We start from the raw sequence: 16,993 nt of genomic DNA on the forward strand, positions 1-16,993 counted from the left end.
AAGGAGAGATTCGTGTGAAGCAGCGTGTAGCCGTTATTGGAGCAGGACCCGGAGGACTCGCCTGCGCCATGTTATTAGCAGGGCGAGGAGTAGATGTGACTGTGTACGAGAAACAAGCAGTCGTAGGTGGACGGACATCACGTGTGCAAGTTGGTGATTATCAATTTGATCGAGGACCGACCTTCTTAAATATGCCCCATATTTTAGAAAATCTATTTACGAGCATCGGATTGAATTTACACGATTATTTGGAACTGAAGGCATTGGATCCGATGTATACACTCTATTTCAATGGAGGGAAGGATCAGTTCACGATGACGACGGACCGAGACCGGATGAAGCAAGCAATTGAAGACCAGTTCCCAGGTAATGGAGAAGGTTATGATCGCTTTATGGCGGAACAAGCATTGAAACTAGGGAAGTTGATGCCTATCCTCCAAACGAAGCATGATCGATTGACGGATTATTTATCGCCACGTGTGTTGACGGCGTTACCTCGGCTATCGTTAGGACGCTCGTTATATGACGTATTGTCGGATTACTTTACAAGTGAAGAATTAAAGTATTCGTTTACGTTCCAAGCAAAATACCTTGGTATGTCAGCTTGGGAATGTCCAGGCGGCTTTTCAATTCTATCTTACATGGAACATGCTTACGGCGTTCATCATCCGATTGGCGGAATGAACCGTATCCCAGAAGCGATGAAACAAGCAATTGAGGACTTAGGCGGGAAAGTTCATCTGAATGCTGGAGTCGATCAATTGATTTTAGATGGAAAAGAAGCAACCGGTGTTATTCTAGAATCGGGAGAACATGTGTTATATGACGATGTAGTCGTAGGTGCGGATTTCGCTCATGCGATGAATCATCTCGTACCGGAAGGCGTTCTCAAAAAATGGTCCCGTCCGAAAATCGATCGTAAAAAATTCTCATGTTCGACATTCATGTTGTATTTAGGTGTCGATAAACGGTTTGACGCTCCGCATCATACGATTTATTTTGCGGAAGACTATGAAAAAAATGTCCGTGAGATGACGCAGACTCTTGAATTATCAGAAGACTTTTCGTTCTACGTCCAAAACCCGTCAATCATTGACACGACGCTTGCTCCTGAAGGCAAGTCATCTCTATATGTGCTCGTCCCAGTCCCGAATAACTACTCGGATCTTGATTGGGCAGTTGAAGGACCAAAGTTACGCCGGAAAGTCCTCGACGCACTAGAAGAGCGTTCTCCTTATAAAGGTGTGGAAGCTGCAATTGAAGTCGAAGAGATGTTCACACCTGACGATTGGGAAGCGATGGGGGTCCATCAAGGAGCAACTTTTAACTTAGGACATCAATTGACGCAGATGATGTATTTTAGACCACACAATCGGTTTGAAGAATTAGATCATGTCTATCTAGTTGGAGGCGGGACACACCCAGGTAGTGGTCTTCCGACGATTTTTGAGTCCGCTCGTATTACTGCAGATTTGTTGACGGGTGAAGTAGGTGTGACGAAATGAAGATTGGATTTGTAGGTGCGGGCGTCGGGACACTGCATGCGGCGCTCTTATTGACGAAACGCTATCCAGAGATTGATATTACAATCTACGAAAAGGAAGGGCGGGTCGGCGGTCGACTCGCTTCTGTCGACTTTGAGTCAGGCGGTCGGATTGATCAAGGACCGACGATTGTCTTGATGCCTGGAAAATTACAGGAACAATTAGCGGAAGCAGGACTCGATGGAGTCGAATTGTTACGAATCGATCCCCTGTACGATTTACATTTTGATGATGGGACGGTCGTGACGAAACTCGGAGATGTCGTCGATCAGGCAGTTGCGATTGAGCGACAGTTTGGAGAAGGCCGTGGCTTTTCTGAATTTATGCATCAAAAATCAAAGGATTATGACATCAGCGTATCGAAATTTTTAGAGCGGAGTTATTTCCGTAAATCTGAATTGTTACAGCCAGGCATGTTGAAACCATTAGTAAAGATGCATGCACTTGAGACAGCGCATGATCATTTGAAGCGCTATTTTAAAAATAAATACTTGCGAATGGCATACAGTTTTCCGACATTTTACATCGGTGGAAATCCTTACACGACTCCCTCGATTTACGGTTTGATTCCATATCGTGAGCAAGCAGAAGGTGTCTGGTACGTCAAGGGCGGCTATTTCTCTTTAGCTGAGCGCATGTATGAAGTATTGGTTGAACGCGGTGTTCGTTTTGAATTCAATCAGTCCGTCGAACGTGTCACGATTCAGGACGGGCAAGCGACAGGTATCGTGGTGGGTGATGCAGAATATCATTATGATAACGTTGTCTTAAACGGTGAGTTTCCATTGATGGAATACCTTGTCGAAGGGAAAAAACCGAAAGCTTATACGCCTTCTGGCGGAACGTTACTCTTGTATTTTAAAATGCGAGGAAAAGTCAATCTGCCGGTTCATCGTTTTTTGATGCCGAATGACCTAGAACCGTTGATGAACTCGATTTTCCATCAAGATGAACTACCAGAACATCCGGCTGTCTATTTGTTTAATCCGAGCAAGGTTGACGATTCGCTAACGGATCGTGAGGATAGTGTCGTCTATGCGTTAGTTCCTTCTCCGCGGAATTTTAATCGGGAGAAGTTCGAGCAACACGGTTTTATTGAAACCATCTTAACGAAAATTGAGAATCATCATCCAGGATTCCGTAATCAAATCGAAGAGATGCAAATCCGAACACCGCAAGACGCAAAAGAGTTTGGATTGTATGAAGGCGGAAGCTTTGGTATCGCACCGACGATTCGCCAATCAGCAGCCTTGAAAACGCAGGCGCGTCCTTATCCTGATATTGAACGATTATATGCAGTAGGTGCATCCGTCCATCCATGTGGAGGCGTTCCGATCGTCATGATGGGAGCGACATTACTTGTCAATCGTATGGAACAAGAGATGAGGTGGAAAAATGAATACAGTGACGCAGGCATACGCAACGTGTGAAGAAACGATTCAGAACGGATCAAAAACCTTTTATAAAGCATTTTCGTTATTACCAAAACAAGATCGATTAGCCGTTTATGCCATTTATACATTCTGTCGTTTTTTAGATGATGCCGTTGATGAATCCGACACACCTAAAGAAAGTTTGGAAGCCTTTTTAGAAGAATTTCGTTTGTTCCGTTCAGGATACCCTATAAAAAAGCCGCTTTGGATTGCATTGACGGATGTCTTTGAACGGTATGAAATGGATGAGACGCCCTTCCTGGAGCTGGCGGAAGGAATGCGTTGGGACATCGAAAAAAATCGATATCAGTCACTCGAAGAAACAGAACAATACAGTTATTATGTTGCGAGTACGGTCGGCTTGATGCTGCTGCCGATTTTAGCACCGGGTCAACCGGAACTCCGTCAATCTGCGATTGAGTTAGGCATCGCGATGCAATTAACGAATATTTTACGGGACGTCGGTGAAGATGCAAAGCGTGGCCGAATCTATTTGCCGAAAGAATGGATGGATGAATACGACGTCACGCCACATTCTTTGCTCGCAGGAACGCCGTCTGGGGACTTCGTAGGTCTTTGGGAGGCATTAGCTCTACGCGCAGAGCATCTCTATGATGCAGCAAGTCCTTCGTTCGAGCGTTATCCAAAAGAAAGCCGACGGGCCTTAAAAGTGGCAGCATTGCTTTATCGTGGTATTTTGGATGCGGCACGCGATAACCAATATGATGTTTTTACGAAGCGGGCGTACGTGAGCCGCTGGCAAAAGATGAAGTTACTCGCAACGATTTAAAAGTTCATAAAAAAAAGACCTTGGCGGGGACCAAGGTCTTTTTTTATGTTTCGTCTAGACCGGGGAGTCTAAGACGTTTCTGAGCGATTTTTGAAACAGTTGAGCAGTTGCTAACAAGGCAGGTCAACAATTCACGGGGATGAACTGTATTTCAACGAGCTGCCTGTGAACCAATCAGGATGAGACGATCTAAGGGGGAACGTCGTAAATCATGCTGACAGTTCAAACGTAGAACTACTTCGTTTAAGTGGGTCTTAAACGATGAATCAAATAACCGCTGCAAGTGTGTTAAGTTCCTAAACGCTCTTGACTCGGGGAAGTCACCTTGCGCTTGATTGAGGATGTGGGGTCAATCACTACCTCTTGAACTCGAAGTAATCGTATCAAATCTTAGTTGTCCGTACAAGTAATCGATTTGCAATTCACATAACGTTCACAGGGATTGGGCAGCACTTGACACGATTCGTTCACTTGCCAGTTTTCCTGAAAGCGTCACCATTGGACTACCGCCACCAGGATGGGTCGATCCTCCCGCGAAAAACAAATTGTGAACATTTTTTGAACGGTTGCTTGGGCGCATGAACGCATTGCGTGTACCATTCGAAGATAGTCCATAAAGAGACCCATGATACGCAGAAAATTTTTGTTCGATATCGGTCGGTGTGATGCGTTGTTCGAAGACGACGTCCGATTCGATATCGATTCCGAACTGTTTCAGCCGTTGATTAATCAAGTGATCATATGTGTCGAAGTCGATGACGTTGCCTTCGTTCGTCGCGGGTGCGTTGACAAGTATAAAGAGGTTGTCCCCAGCTTCGCCCATCTCAGGTGCCGTAACGGAAGAATTCGAAATGTAGATGGTCGGTTCTTCCGCGTAACGGTGTTCTTTAAAAAGGGCACGAAATTCTGCTTCATAATCCGATGAGAAGAAGACGTTATGATGGGCAAGCCCTTCAATTCGTCGCGTGAGCCCGATACAACGAACATAGGCCGAAATCGAAGGTTCCATTTGACTGGGTGTCGGGTTTTTAAAATCGGGTCGAATCGTTTCCGAAACGAGACGCGGGTATTGCGTCAATAGATCACCATTCATCACGACGAAGTCGACAGGTAAGTAATCGACATGGTTCAGTTCGATTTCTGTCGCAAGTCCATCCGTAACTTCGATTTGTGTGACTTCCTCGCCTAAGCGGAAAACGACGCCCATCTCTTGCGCCCGGCGTGCGAACCCTTCTGCGATTGCCGTATTTCCGCCACGAGTAAAGTAGACGCCGTCATTCAGTTCGAGATGAGCGATTAAAGCAAATGTCGCGGGCGCCTGAAAAGGACTACTACCAATATACGTCGCGTAACGATCGAGTGCCTGAATCAGTTGAGGATCCTTGAAATAGCTCTTGTGCAGCGAATGGATCGTTTTGAACGGGTGAACTTTGACCATATCTCGTAGTAAAGAGAAATTGAAATATGAATCGATATTGATAAAAAATTGCTGTTTAGCGATTCGGAATAATTCGGCGGCCTCTTCTTGATAGCCTGTGATATCATTTTTTGCTAATTGTCCGTTCGTAAAACGATCGATTTCCGTCCGCATTGCTTCTCGACCATGCGTAAAAGTTAAGGTCCGCCCGTCAGGAAAGTGATTGGCGGTATGGCGTGCTAATTTTTCGAACTGGAAGTAATCATCGGGATCTGCTCCCGACTCCCGGATGACAGATTGAAAGACTTCAGGCATCGTGATGGTATTTGGACCGAAATCAAACCGGTGTCCTTCCGTGATCAGCGGCATCAATTTTCCACCAATATGATCATTTCGTTCAACGACAGTAACTTTAAATCCTTTTGAAGCGAGTGAAATAGCGGCACTTAAACCACCTAAACCGGCTCCGATGATAGCGACATGTTTCATAATGAACAATTCCTCCTTAAGAATAGGACCGACCTTTCCAAGTGATTTCCCGTTTCCGAGCTCTTCGAATCATCGCCGTTGCAAGTAAGAGGACATAAAGACCGGTTGCGAACGGGTGCAACAACCAAACATGGCGAATCCGCGCCATCCGATCAATCCTGTATCGTGCGAGCAACAAGAGAGCAAGTCCACCAATCGTCTCCCAAGACGGAAAGAGGAGGGCAGCTGGTAGTAAAGAAAACTGTACGAGATAGAACAACAGGAAGTAACTGCCGACGAAGTAGGAGTCGTTCATTCCCCGAAAGACATTTTTGAGAAATCCCTGCCATACTTCACCGTTCGTAGCATACATGTCACAACTGACATAAGGGGCGACATGAACGAGTGTCGTCGTATGACCGTGTTGCTTAAACGTCCGACAGAGCTCTAAATCATCGACGAGTGCCGTTTGAATCGCTTGATGTCCCCCGACGTGTAAATAAGATGCACGTTCAACGAGTACGACCATCCCGTTCGCAGCGGCAAAAGCAGGGTGCTTTACCTTGCGAAAAGCAAGCGGGAGATGTTGCGAAATTAAGACATGTTGCATCGGAATCAAACACTTGCCTAAAAACGTTGGTACAGGAAATGACGGAAAACCAGATAAAAAGCTAGCTTTTTCCTGTCGCATCGTCGCATATAGTCGAGGAATCGTATCCGGCATCAATGTAATGTCTGCGTCAAGAAATAACAGATAGTCTTCCTTTGCGACAAGTGATAGTTGATGGCAAGCATGAACCTTTCCCGCCCAATCTGAGGGGAGTTCGATTCCGTCAATGATTGTAAAGCGGTCATCCTGATGTGTCTGTTGCAACAGTAGGTTACGTGTCTCATCCGTTGAGCGATCTTCATAAAGATAGACATGCATATTCGGTCCGAGTGCGCGTTTGAGCGAATCAAGCAACTTCACGACATTTCGTTCCTCGTTCCGCAAGGGGATACAAATTGCGAGACTCGGTGGAGAAACGGGTGCAGCGAGTTTAGGGAGAAACATCAAGTTAATGAACGTATAGAGGCAGACAAGGAGCGAGAATATGAATAAAATCATGCTCATCGTCGAACCGCCTTTAGCCAACGCTCCGTTTTAACAGGAAGCGGGTCTGTTCGCTGTGTCAACACTTGATAAGCCTCGACATTCTCTGACATCGCATCAAGCCGGACATCATCATATAAGCGAGTCATTGCTGCTGTTAGAAATTCAGTCTGGTTTGAAGTACGACCAGGTGGTATTTCGATTTGGCGTGTTCGGATGTAGACATCCGGTTGTTGTTCATGACTGAACGAATAATAAAATGAAAAAATGGAGACAGACCGGGCTGCTTTAGCAAGATAAGTCGCGCCGCTCGCGAGTTGAAGCGGTCGTTCTTCTTGATGGCGTTCTTCGCCTTGCGGGAACATCCAAACACTACTGCCTTCCTGCAAACGTTCCTTTGCGTAGTTGAGGCTCATCTTTACATCCTTTAAGGAGTCCCGGTTGATGGAAAAGGCACCGAGTCGTGAAAAGAAAGGGAAGCGCTTTAAGCCATGTTCATCAATCATGACGTACGGGTTTTGATGGAGTACGGATTGATCGAGATGAAATAAGATCATCCCGTCCCACCACGAACCATGTGTTGCAAGCATCAAACCAGGTACCGGTAAATCATCAGGGCGATACAATATTCGATGGAACTGTTTGCGGATGAGCTGCTCTTTCAAGTACAGATGAAAGGCTTGTTCAGCTAATTTGTTTTTTTGCGCCTTTTGCATGTAGTGCTCCTCCTTTCGTCAGCCAGTAAACAAGCAATGCTAGGCTACTGATTATCGTCACACCATAAAGGCCTGCGACACCAGCAGTCAGTCCAAATAAACCATGAAGCATCAAAAATAAGTACTGATTGTTTCGTTCGAGCTCGGTGAACGTTGGCTTTTGTTCAAATCGTGCCATCAAAAGAGCGAAAACAAGTGCTGTTCCGTACCAACCGATAAAGTTTTGTGTTGGGATATCATAGTACAGACCCCCATCTTGCCAAAGCCAATACGATTTGACGTTCGCTGAGACCGGATCAATGGCCAAGTCGAGCCAAACAGCAAACAAGGGGACGAGGATCAGGGTGTTGTAACGAAACGGAAAACGCTTCGAGAATGCAAGACTTGCCCCCATAACGGACAACCAAGCTGCACCGATCGTGATTGGAACACCGAGTAACTGAACACCGAAGTCCGATTCATACCGATAGGTCCCGAATGGCCATCCGGTGTGGACACCAATTGATTCGATTAAAATGGACCCAAAGAAAATAAAAGGAATAATGAAGCGTCCTTTCGGTAAGACATCCCATAAGTAACAAGCGGCATACAGACCAGAAGCGAACAAAAAAACGGCATTTGCCCATTCGAGCCAAGGGGGTAATAATGAAAATCCGACTAAAATGAGCCCGATGACGAACCAAACTGTAAAGAATAACCAAAGGCGGCGCTGAAATATGGCCATGACGTATGTAAACCTCCATTCATTAGCATGATGTCACTAGTATACCCATATCCATCTGACTCGAGCGAGCATGGAGGGGCAGATCAAAAAACAGACCGTCAAAAGACGGTCTGTTCAGCAGTAAAGCGTTTAATGTTGCTTTTGTTTTTTTCGTTTGACGAATGAAAAGAGTAAAAAGGCAATATAAAGGGGGACGGCAATAAACCAAAACGTCGACCATTCGTTACTCCGGGCAATCATGACATACGTGACATAGAGTAACGTGAACGTGATGACGAATGTATGGCGCGGCACTGGAATATCTTTGAAACTCGGAATCTTGACGCGACTGACCATCAAGAAGGCAAGTCCCGTAAAGGCGAGCGGAACCATTAAATCATTCATTCGTCCACTAAACAGCGTGACGACAGCTAAAATCCCACCTGCTGCCGTAATCGGTACACCTGAGAAGTAGGTGGACGCGACATTTGTTGCTGAAAGGTTGAATCGTGCCAAGCGAAATGCTCCGAATAAAGGGAACAAAGCGGCAACGAGTAAGCCGATTTCACCAAAGTCGTAAAAATAAGTGTAATATGCCATCATTGCGGGGGCGACACCGAATGTGACGACATCGGCGAGCGAATCAAGTTCTTTCCCAAAATCGCCAGCGACACCGAGCATCCGTGCAATCCGACCATCTAAACTATCCAACATCATGGCGATGACAATCAACAGTGTGGCATTTTGAAAATCTCCCCGCGCCGCCATGACGATTGCGAGAAAACCACAATATAAATTCCCGAATGTAAAGAGATTCGGGATTGAGTTACGAACACGTTCTTTCCACAAAATGATTCCTCCTGCCACTTCTTCGATACTACTCATCATATCATATCTAGCTTTTCGTATCAGCGGTTTCGATAGAGAACCCCACTAGTAAATTCCAATAAATCATCCGGAGACAATTTGATTTGCTGTCCCCGTTTACCAGCTGAGATGATGATGAACGGTTGACCGATGGCACGGTCGGACAGGAAGACGGGAAAAGCTTTTTTAGCTCCGATTGGAGAAACACCGCCACGGACGTATCCTGTCAGACTTTCTAATGCCTTCATTGGAACCAATGCCACTTTCTTCGCACCAGATGCCCGAGCGACCGCCTTCAAGTTAACCTCTTCTTCGCCAGAGATGACAGAGAACAAGTAGTTTTTTTGATCGTCCTCTAAAACTAATGTTTTAAAAACCGATGAAAGCGGGAATTTAATTTTTTCAGAGACGGCTTGAGCGGACAAATCGCTCAAGTCGACCGGATAAGAAATAGATTCAAAGGAAACGTTAGACTGCTTCAGTAGCCTTTCTGCGTTCGTTTTGCTCATGAGATTCTCCTTTAGTGAGGGAATATTGAACCCACTTACGACCGTTCCAGCGTTTCAGTGCAAAGATACCACGGAACCATTCGTCGGCTGAGAAGGCAATCCAGATACCGAGAAGTCCGAGACCGAACTGAAGTCCGAGTACATAACTGACAACGACAGCGATTCCCCACATCGATAGGACACCGATTGTGACCGGGAAGCGGACGTCTCCTGCTGATTTCAACGTTCCCATCAAGACGATATTCAGCGCGCGTCCTGGTTCGAGGATGACACTTGCCCAGAGCAACGGAATACCGATGGCAATGATTTCAGGGCTCGATGTAAAGAGTGACATGATGGATGTCCCGAACGCTGCGATTGCGACGGCTGATACGAAACTTGCGAAGACAGCGATTTTTAATGTCTTGATGCCACGTGCATGTGCCTGTTCAAATTGTTGTGCTCCAACTTGGCGGGCGACTAACAATTGTGTTCCTTGGGCAATTGCGAGACTGAACAAGAAGCAGAGCATTGTGATGTTTGAGACGTAAACGCGTGCAGACAAGGCAGCTTCGCCAATTGTTGCGATGAAACCAGTGATGATGAGCTGTGAAAACTGATAAGAAATTCCTTCTCCGGCTGATGGAATTCCGATGTTCATGATGCTCTTAATGTCTTGACGGTTGATTTGAATTAAATCTTTTAAACGAAAACGTAGTGATAATTTACGGTAAACGACAAAGAATAAAAGTGTGACGGCGAAAGCACGTGCGATGACGATCGACCACGCGACACCTGCGACGCCGAGTACCGGAATACCGAACAGACCGAGTACGGCGATGACGTTACCGAAGGCACTGACGAAGTTCATCAAAAGAGTGACGTACATTGCATTTTTTGTGAAACCATGACTCCGGAGGATTGCTCCGAGTGTTAACGAAATGGCTTCTAAAAATAGGAATAAGCCAACAATCTTTATGAATGTTTCGCCGTAAACTAATGTTTGTCCTTCTAATGAGAAGAAACCTAATAATTGTTTCCCGGTTAGGGCGACGAGTACAGATATGATTAATCCGATGTAAAGATTAATCGAGAAGGCAGAGCGGGCGGTTTGACGTGCATCTTGGACACGTTTTGCACCTAGGTACTGACCGATGATGATTGTCGCTCCGACGGATGTGATATTAAATAAAATAATAAAGATGTTCAAAACCTGGTTCGAGACACCGACAGCGGCTGCTGCACTGTCAGAGTAGTAACTTAAGATTAATGTCGCGATGATCCCTAAACTCATATGCAACGCGATTTCGATGAATAATGGCCAAGTGATTTGGAATAATGTTGGTTGTTTTACAGTTTTCATAAAATTAAATTCCCCTTTTAAGTCCTTAAAACATTTTGTCTTACTGTATCTTTTGGAAACTATACGCCTTCAATTTTCATAATGAAAGTGAAAAACAAAGCTTTCATAAAAAAAATGGGGATTTAAAAGGATTTTCATAAAACATCACGAATACATCATAATGAATCGTTGTTCACTTTTGAAAGGTAGGGGAATGTGATGAATTCTGAAGTAGAGTACACGGTAGCATCGAGCGTAGCAACGGTGACGTTAGCTCGTCCGGAACGATTAAATGCCTTAACATCAACACTTTTAAATGAATTAGCAGATTCAATCGAGGAAGCCAATCAAGATGAAGCAGTCCGCGTCATCGTATTGACTGGAAAAGGACGCGGCTTTTGTGCCGGTCAAGATTTAAAGACGGTCTCACCAGGAATGGACCATGGCGATTATTTGAAAAGCTATTATCATCCCGTTGTCCGTGCATTAGCCGGATCGAAAAAGCCGATCATCGCAGCAATCAATGGTGTGGCAGCAGGAGCAGGACTGTCGTTGACACTCGCATGTGACTTCCGGATTGTTCAGGAAGATGCAAAATTGTCACTCGGCTTCATTAACATCGGTCTCGTCCCGGATGCTGGAGCACCATACTTCTTACCGCGTTTAATCGGTTCGGCGAAAGCACTCGAATTAGCGCTGCTTGGTGATACGATAACAGGGAAGCAAGCAGTCGAGTTTCAACTCGTGACAAAAGCGGTCGCAGCTGACCGGTTTGAAGAGGAAGTAATGGATTTTGCTCAGCAGCTCGCAGCGCGACCGACAAAAGTAATTGCGTATATTAAACAACTTCAATCAGCAAGTTTCGAGTCGACGCTCGATGATATGTTGGCACAGGAAATTATCTACCAATCACGTGCCGGTAAAACGGAAGACCATCAACGTGCGGTTCAAGCATTTCTTGAAAAAAAACCGCCTGTTTTTACCGGACGTTAAAACGATTTATTTTAATATCAGTGAAACAAGCAGAACCACTTCCGTTGTAATCGGAAATGGTCCTGCTTGTTTTAGCGCATTTTTTGTTTGATTTTTTGGGCCGTAGCATGTGTTTGATCGGTTAACCTACTCGAGAGACGAAATAGTAAAATTCCTAGAAAAGCGGAGACGAAAATATATAACCCCGTCAGCGTGATGAAGGCGCCGCTAGCGAGTGTAATAAAAAGAATCGAAAATTCTCCGCGTGGTCCTAAGCAAAAACCGGATTCGATGGCATGGTAGTTTGACAGCCCGAATGAACGACCACCGAAGAATCCGACCAAAAATTTAGATAACAGCCCCCAGATGACGAGTGCCAAAAAGAACCAGTCTAAAGGCAGTCCTTCCGTCAATTCAAACGACATCCCGAATGCAATGAAAAAGAGAGGGAGTAGTAAATCTTGAAAAGGTGTGACGAGCCGCTTCAAGTAGCGTGTTTCCTTTAGTTCCGTCAACAAAATCCCGACGATGAAAGCACCGAGTACTTCTGATAAACCGAACATGATACCGACACCTGAAAAAGTTAAAATCAAGCCGATGATTCCAATTCCGGCGTCAGGATGCCGGTACAAGGAACCAATGATCCGTTCTTTTCTGCGAATAAAGACGGTTAGTAAGATTAAAGCACTGAACAGAAAGAGAAAACCCGCGAAAATGGACCCTACTTTGGCAAATGTAAAAGGTTCTGTACCAAGTATAAACGGTGCCGTCGTCAAGAGAAGCGGGGCAATCAAATCTTCAAAAATAAGTAACGATAAGACAAAGCGATTAACGTCCTTGTGTTTGTCTGGCTCACGATCGAGCAAACGGGCAGAAATCGAAGAACTCGTCGCATATAAAACGCAGCCGATTAAAAAGGCTTCAGGAATGGAAAAGCCAAACGCAAGCGTCAGGAGGAATGTTCCACCAAAAGATAACGCAACATCAATTAATCCGGCTTTCCACACGTGGCGTAGTTGACTGAGCAAGTCAGCAATTGAAAATTTAAGTCCCAGCAAAAAAAATAAAACGATGATTCCCGCTTCACCGCCTAACTTCAATTCTTCAGGTGCATCGTAATAAAGCCCGATGGCAATCCCGATTAAAATGAAAGCGAGGATACTCGGAAGGTGGAAACGTTCACTCAAATAACTGATTGCAAATAAGCCGATGAGAATAAGACCGGCATAAAAAAATAATTCCATAGCGAGCACGTCCTCCTTTTATGTTTTCCTTTACCCTAGAAAAGCATCAAAATAACTATTAGATGAGCTTCAGGGGACAGAAAATGAAGTAAGCGGGAAAACTCGCTGATTTTGTTTCTTCCTTCCCGTACTTGCCCGTGACAGTACTTGTCCCCGCATAGCTAGAAACAGGTAAGAATGGGATTAAGAAGCAACAGCTTGCGCTTTGTCCGAGAAAAGTAACGAAAAGGACGAGTCCAATATTATTTTGTCGACACGTCAAAATACGGCATCCATCTCGAAACGAGACAGATACCGTATTGATTAAAGGACTTGGACGATTGTTCCTGCATAAGGTGGAAGTGTTACTTCTAAAGAAGGAAGTGGTGAATTCGAGAACAAATCCATGCCTTGTCCTGCCGCTGGTGCGGGAAGTGTTACTTGCTGATTCGAGTTGTTGAAGTAGATGTAGTAAGTTCCATCTTCGCTCGTTCGACGCATGACGATCGAATTCGTCTCGTCATCCGCATGAACGAATGAAATGTGTCCGTTATTCGCAAGAGTCTTATGCTGTTGCCGCAGTTGAAGTAAATGTTTTGTATACATCAAAAGGTTTAAGTCCTGTTCTTCTTCGTCCCATGGCATACATTTACGGCAACCCGGATCTTGATCCCCATCGAGTCCGATTTCATCGCCATAATAGATGACGGGACTACCGGAAAACGTCAACATCGATAGTAAGAGGAGACGCATCTTATTTTTGTCATGGCCGGCACGCGTCAAGGCGCGCGGTGTATCATGTGAGCCGATTAAGTTAAATGTCACTTCGTTGACGTTCATCGTATTCGAGAAGAGAACGTGTGACATTTCATTGGCATACGCCGTCGCCTTCGTTTTATCAAGGGCAAAGAAGTTTAACGCTGCGTTCGTAAACGGATAGTTCATGACGGCATCAAATTGATCACCGAGTAACCACTCTTGCGAATCGTGCCAAATTTCTCCAAGTATATACGTTTCAGGATTTGCTTCTTTGACGACCCGACGGAAATCACGCCAAAAAGCGTGGTCGACCTCATTCGCTACATCTAATCGCCAACCGTCGATTCCGAATTCCTCGACCCAGTAGCGGGCGACGTGAAGAAGGTATGCTTTTACTTCAGCATTTTCTGTATTGAATTTCGGCATCTCAGGCACAAAGGCGAACGTATCATAGTTCGGCATCGGTTCCGTGACGAGTGGGAAGTCGCGGAGGTGGAACCAATCACGGTAAGACGAGTTGCTACCGTGTTCACGGATATCAGCGAAGGCTTCGTGGTGGAACCCGGCATGATTGAAGACGGCGTCGAGCATGATACGAATGCCATTTTCATGTAGAAGGTCGACCATCTCTTTGAATTTTTCTTTTGTTCCGAACTGTGGATCGATTTCGAGATAGTCAATTGTATCGTATTTATGATTTGATTTCGCTTTAAAGATAGGACAGAAATAAATGCCCGTAATACCAAGCTCAACCAAGTAGTCGATGTGATCAATCACCCCTTGGAAATCCCCACCGAACAGATTCGTTGTCGTCGGTTCTGTACTATTCCAAGGCATTGTACCGGTAGGGTCGTTCGATGGATCACCATTCGCAAAACGATCCGGGAAAATTTGGTACCAGACCGTATCTTTGACCCAAGCAGGTGACGTGAAGACATCGATTTTATTTAAGTAAGGGACACAGAAGTAGTAACCGGTATCATCAAGTGGTTTTTCATTGAACCAACCACGTTCAGTGAAAACTTGTGTTGTTTGCCCATCGTGTAACCGGAAACCATAGCGAAGACGACGGAATGGAGGGATAACATCAATAAACCAGTAATCATATAATTCGTCTGAACCACTTCTTTTCATTGGTGTTTCGAATGTGTTCCAATGATTTGTTTTCGATGGATCGAAGTTCCAGTCCGTATCATCGGGATTTTCAGTATGCCAATCATACGGGTCTCCCCAAATCAGTTCGACATGCTCAACATCATTTTTCTTAGTTTGGAGACGGATATGAATCGTGTTTTCGTCGTACTTATAGACGAACGGAGACATGGCGCGATGGAATACGGCTTCTTTGAGCATAATGGTCACTCCTCTAGTGCAATCGATTGCACTCTAATATAATGGTCCTCGAACTAAGAATAGTAAAGCGCTTTCTTAAAGTCAATTAGAATTGGTGAAAACGAGAATTCCAAAAGATAATTTTATGATTTAATGCAATCGATTGCACTAAAGTGCGCAATTAAATTAAATGTAAACGTTTTCTTTTTTGGTGAATAAAAATTTTCGGGAAGTCCATTCGATTAAATACTTTTTTAGAATGTTTTTAAAATGTAGGAAAATAATTAATAAAAAGGACTTGTCAAAAGGGATTTAGATTGTATAATAAAAATGTAAAGGTGATGCAAACGTTTTCATAAAACGCTTACAACTACTCAGTTGTTATCATGAGAAAATGGTTGTGCCTTTATGCAAACGTTGTGCATTAGAACTTATCATTCGTACGTTAACTTGGGGAGGAATTTTCAATCATGGAAATGAAAAAACTTGTAGCAGGTCTTTCAGTATCGGTAATGGCAATCGGTGCTCTCGCAGCATGTGGTGGCGGAACAGATTCAGACTCTTCATCGAATACATCAGGCGATGGTGGCAAACCAGATAAAATCGTTATTTGGGAAGATACTGAAAAAGCCGAAACAACAAAAGCAGCGGCAAAAGCGTTTGAAGAAAAAGAAGGCGTAAAAGTTGAAGTTAAAGAAGTCAAAATGACAGATCAACAGAAAAAAGTTGCACTTGACGGACCTGCTGGAAAAGGACCTGATATCATTCTTCTTCCACACGACCAAATCGGAACAGTCGTTGACCAAGGATTGATCACTGAACTTAAAGACGGTGAAAAAGCACTTGAGCCATTCATCGATACTGCAAAATCTGCTGTCACGTTTGATGGTAAAGTGTACGGCTATCCAAAAGCTGTTGAAACACCGATTCTCCTTTTCAACAAAGATGAGTTAAAAGAAGCACCAGCTTCAATGGATGATCTCTACAAAGTATCAACGGAACAGAAAAAAGACGGCAAGTATGGTTTCCTCGCACTTTGGGATAACTTCTACTTCGCACACGGTCCAATTGCTGGGTACGGTGGATATGTCTTTAAAGATAACGGTGGAAAACTTGATCCTGCAGACATCGGCTTGAACAATGCTGGTGCTGTCGAAGGAATGGACTACATCGGCAAATGGTACAAAGAAGGTCTCTTCCCGAAAGGTTTGATTGGCGGTGGCGGTGGTCAAGCAATGGATCAATTGTTCGGTGACAAGAAAGCAGTCGCTGTCATGAACGGACCATGGGCAGTCGCAAGCTATAAAGAAAAAGGCATTAACTTAGGAGCATCGGCACTTCCGAAGCTTCCGAACGGTGAGCCGATTAAAACATTCGTAGGAGTTAAAACGTATGCGGTTTCTGCATATTCTGAAAACCAAGAATGGGCAGAGAAATTCCTTTCTACACTAACAGGTGAAGAAAACGCAAAAGCGATGTTTGAGAAATACAACGAGATTCCACCAGTCACTTCACTCCAAGAAGATGCATCGATTAAAGATAACGAAGTTGCAGCTGCAGTCTTCGCTCAGTCTAAAGACGGTGTGCCAATGCCGAACATCGCCGAGATGGGACAAGTTTGGGAACCAATGGCAGCAGCACTTCAACTTGTTGCAACAGACAAGCAAGATGCTCAAAAATCAGCAGATGACGCTGTCAAACAAATCAAGCAACAAATCGAAGCGAACAATCAATAAGTCGTCGTTTCCCAATTGAATCACTAAAAAAGAATTAAAGAGAGGGGGATCATTGATTCCCCCTCATCTTTATGGTTGGAAGAGAAGCCTGAGGTCAGACATGACCTTTG

The 16,993-nt window shown here is 44.6% G+C and carries 14 protein-coding genes; 5 read left to right on the forward strand and 9 right to left on the reverse strand.

Features of this window, described 5'->3' with window-relative positions; all coding sequences use genetic code 11:
• Window positions 1–14: 14 nt before the first annotated feature.
• Genes AC0VYQ_RS04005 through AC0VYQ_RS04015 form a run of 3 tightly spaced genes read left to right on the forward strand, consistent with a single transcriptional unit; the run spans window position 15 to window position 3,767 of the window.
• Window positions 15–1,505, forward strand: coding sequence for a phytoene desaturase family protein (locus AC0VYQ_RS04005; protein WP_029332858.1), 1,491 nt, complete (start codon window positions 15–17; stop codon window positions 1,503–1,505).
• Window positions 1,502–2,974 carry a phytoene desaturase family protein gene (locus AC0VYQ_RS04010; protein ID WP_214892930.1) on the forward strand — a complete coding sequence of 491 codons (1,473 nt, stop codon included), beginning with the start codon at window positions 1,502–1,504 and terminating at the stop codon, window positions 2,972–2,974. Before AC0VYQ_RS04005 ends, AC0VYQ_RS04010 begins: the two co-directional genes overlap by 4 nt.
• A complete protein-coding gene (locus AC0VYQ_RS04015) occupies window positions 2,940–3,767 on the forward strand; it encodes a phytoene/squalene synthase family protein (protein ID WP_088836492.1) in 828 nt (275 codons plus the stop codon). Before AC0VYQ_RS04010 ends, AC0VYQ_RS04015 begins: the two co-directional genes overlap by 35 nt.
• A gap of 433 nt (window positions 3,768–4,200) precedes the next feature.
• Here AC0VYQ_RS04015 and AC0VYQ_RS04020 read toward each other — a convergent pair whose 3' ends face one another.
• From AC0VYQ_RS04020 to AC0VYQ_RS04050, 7 genes are all read right to left on the reverse strand, one after another.
• Window positions 4,201–5,673, reverse strand: coding sequence for a phytoene desaturase family protein (locus AC0VYQ_RS04020; protein ID WP_214892935.1), 1,473 nt, complete (start codon window positions 5,671–5,673; stop codon window positions 4,201–4,203).
• Between the two features lie 16 nt (window positions 5,674–5,689).
• Window positions 5,690–6,766 carry a glycosyltransferase family 2 protein gene (locus AC0VYQ_RS04025; RefSeq protein WP_475404291.1) on the reverse strand — a complete coding sequence of 359 codons (1,077 nt, stop codon included), beginning with the start codon at window positions 6,764–6,766 and terminating at the stop codon, window positions 5,690–5,692.
• The gene (locus AC0VYQ_RS04030) at window positions 6,763–7,461 is read right to left on the reverse strand and encodes a lysophospholipid acyltransferase family protein (protein WP_214810697.1); all 699 of its coding nucleotides are present in this window, start codon (window positions 7,459–7,461) and stop codon (window positions 6,763–6,765) included. Before AC0VYQ_RS04030 ends, AC0VYQ_RS04025 begins: the two co-directional genes overlap by 4 nt.
• Window positions 7,430–8,185, reverse strand: a complete 756-nt coding sequence (locus AC0VYQ_RS04035) for a carotenoid biosynthesis protein (RefSeq protein WP_029332864.1) — start codon at window positions 8,183–8,185, stop codon at window positions 7,430–7,432. The genes AC0VYQ_RS04030 and AC0VYQ_RS04035 overlap by 32 nt, the downstream gene beginning before the upstream one ends.
• A gap of 129 nt (window positions 8,186–8,314) precedes the next feature.
• A complete protein-coding gene (gene pssA, locus AC0VYQ_RS04040) occupies window positions 8,315–9,052 on the reverse strand; it encodes a CDP-diacylglycerol--serine O-phosphatidyltransferase (RefSeq protein WP_200872399.1) in 738 nt (245 codons plus the stop codon).
• Between the two features lie 20 nt (window positions 9,053–9,072).
• Window positions 9,073–9,540 carry a Cys-tRNA(Pro) deacylase gene (gene ybaK / locus AC0VYQ_RS04045; protein ID WP_475404292.1) on the reverse strand — a complete coding sequence of 156 codons (468 nt, stop codon included), beginning with the start codon at window positions 9,538–9,540 and terminating at the stop codon, window positions 9,073–9,075.
• Window positions 9,500–10,882 (reverse strand): MATE family efflux transporter, encoded by a 1,383-nt coding sequence (locus AC0VYQ_RS04050; protein ID WP_088836498.1) that lies wholly within the window; start codon window positions 10,880–10,882, stop codon window positions 9,500–9,502. Before AC0VYQ_RS04050 ends, ybaK begins: the two co-directional genes overlap by 41 nt.
• 198 nt (window positions 10,883–11,080) lie before the next feature.
• On the opposite strand from AC0VYQ_RS04050, the gene AC0VYQ_RS04055 reads away from it, so the two are divergent.
• Window positions 11,081–11,854 carry an enoyl-CoA hydratase/isomerase family protein gene (locus tag AC0VYQ_RS04055; protein ID WP_214765482.1) on the forward strand — a complete coding sequence of 258 codons (774 nt, stop codon included), beginning with the start codon at window positions 11,081–11,083 and terminating at the stop codon, window positions 11,852–11,854.
• Window positions 11,855–11,925: 71 nt separating this feature from the next.
• On the opposite strand, the gene AC0VYQ_RS04060 is transcribed toward AC0VYQ_RS04055, so the two are convergent.
• On the reverse strand, window positions 11,926–13,077 hold the full coding sequence (locus AC0VYQ_RS04060; protein WP_088836500.1) for a cation:proton antiporter: 1,152 nt from the start codon (window positions 13,075–13,077) through the stop codon (window positions 11,926–11,928).
• 303 nt (window positions 13,078–13,380) lie between these two features.
• A complete protein-coding gene (locus tag AC0VYQ_RS04065) occupies window positions 13,381–15,168 on the reverse strand; it encodes a glycoside hydrolase family 13 protein (protein WP_475404293.1) in 1,788 nt (595 codons plus the stop codon).
• A gap of 455 nt (window positions 15,169–15,623) precedes the next feature.
• On the opposite strand from AC0VYQ_RS04065, the gene AC0VYQ_RS04070 reads away from it, so the two are divergent.
• Window positions 15,624–16,883 (forward strand): extracellular solute-binding protein, encoded by a 1,260-nt coding sequence (locus AC0VYQ_RS04070; RefSeq protein ID WP_475404734.1) that lies wholly within the window; start codon window positions 15,624–15,626, stop codon window positions 16,881–16,883.
• Window positions 16,884–16,993 lie beyond the last annotated feature (110 nt).

It is taken from the genome of Exiguobacterium sp. QJM3NY_9 (assembly GCF_056173545.1).